Below are 1,175 nucleotides of genomic sequence, written 5' to 3' on the forward strand. Positions count from 1 at the left end.
CCATGCTCGGCGCACAAAAAAAGAAAAGGCTCCCGAGGGAGCCTTTGATTAGGGTTCTAGTGACTATTCGCTTATGTTTTTATTTTAAAATGCTTCTTCGAGCGTTTGTTCGTTCTTTTTTTCTGTTTGTTTCTCGCTGGTCTCTACCTCTTTCAAGCGCGCAGTGAAGTGTCTTAACACCGGCGGCTCGTAGGTAAAATCGAGCCCTTTCACTTGTCCTGCATTCTCTTTCACTTTTTCGAATGCTTCGATAATGAAGTCCATGTGTGTTTGTGTGTAGGTCGCGCGAGGAATGGTAAGGCGCAACAACTCAGCAGGACATGGGTGTTGTTCACCTGTTGCTGGGTCGCGTCCTTGCAGCAAAGACCCAATCTCAACCGCTCTGATACCCGCGACTTTATAGAGTTCGCACGCCAAAGCATGTGCGGGAAACTGACCAGCCGGGATATGAGGCAGCAATTTACCCGCATCGACAAACGCAGCATGACCGCCTGCTTGCTGGCACACGATGCCCATCGCTTCTAAGCCATCAACAAGGTATTGAACCTGGCCAATACGGTACTCTAACCAATCTTGGCGCATGCCGTCATAAAGGCCAACCGCAAGACGCTCCATCGCGCCACCTTCTAAGCCACCATAGGTTGGGAAGCCCTCTTGCACCACACACAAGGTTCGACACTCTGTGTACACATCCATGAAAGCGTCGTCTTTAAAGCACAACAAGCCGCCCATTTGTACCATGGCATCTTTCTTGGCAGACATAGCTAAACCATCCGCGTATTTGTATGACTCACGCGTGATCTGTTCGATTGTCCAATCCTGATAACCCGCTTCACGTTGTTGAATGAAGTAGGCATTTTCTGCGTAGCGTGCCGAGTCCATGATCACAGGAATATCGTACTTCTGAGCGATTTCATACACGGCTTTTAGATTGGCGATAGACACTGGCTGTCCACCAGCAGAGTTACAAGTAATGGTGCTCACAATGTAGGGAACATTGGCTGCGCCCGCTTCTAAGATCGCTTCTTCCAGCTTCACCACATCGAAGTTGCCTTTGAAATCCGCGTTCACTGAGGTATCGAACGCTTCTTTGGTATAAACGTTCTTCGCCACACAGCAATTCACTTGGGTGTGGCCTTGTGTTGTATCGAAGAAGGGCGTTGTTGCCTAAATTA

At 48.9% G+C, this 1,175-nt stretch carries 1 pseudogene; it reads right to left on the minus strand.

From position 1 onward, the window contains the following. Positions 1-84: 84 nt before the first annotated feature. A pseudogene (locus AB4138_RS23935) lies at positions 85-1,155 on the minus strand (tryptophanase); the annotation flags it as partial. Positions 1,156-1,175: the final 20 nt, after the last annotated feature.

It is taken from the genome of Vibrio sp. 10N.286.52.C3, assembly GCF_041468865.1.
Lineage (GTDB): Bacteria > Pseudomonadota > Gammaproteobacteria > Enterobacterales > Vibrionaceae > Vibrio > Vibrio crassostreae_C.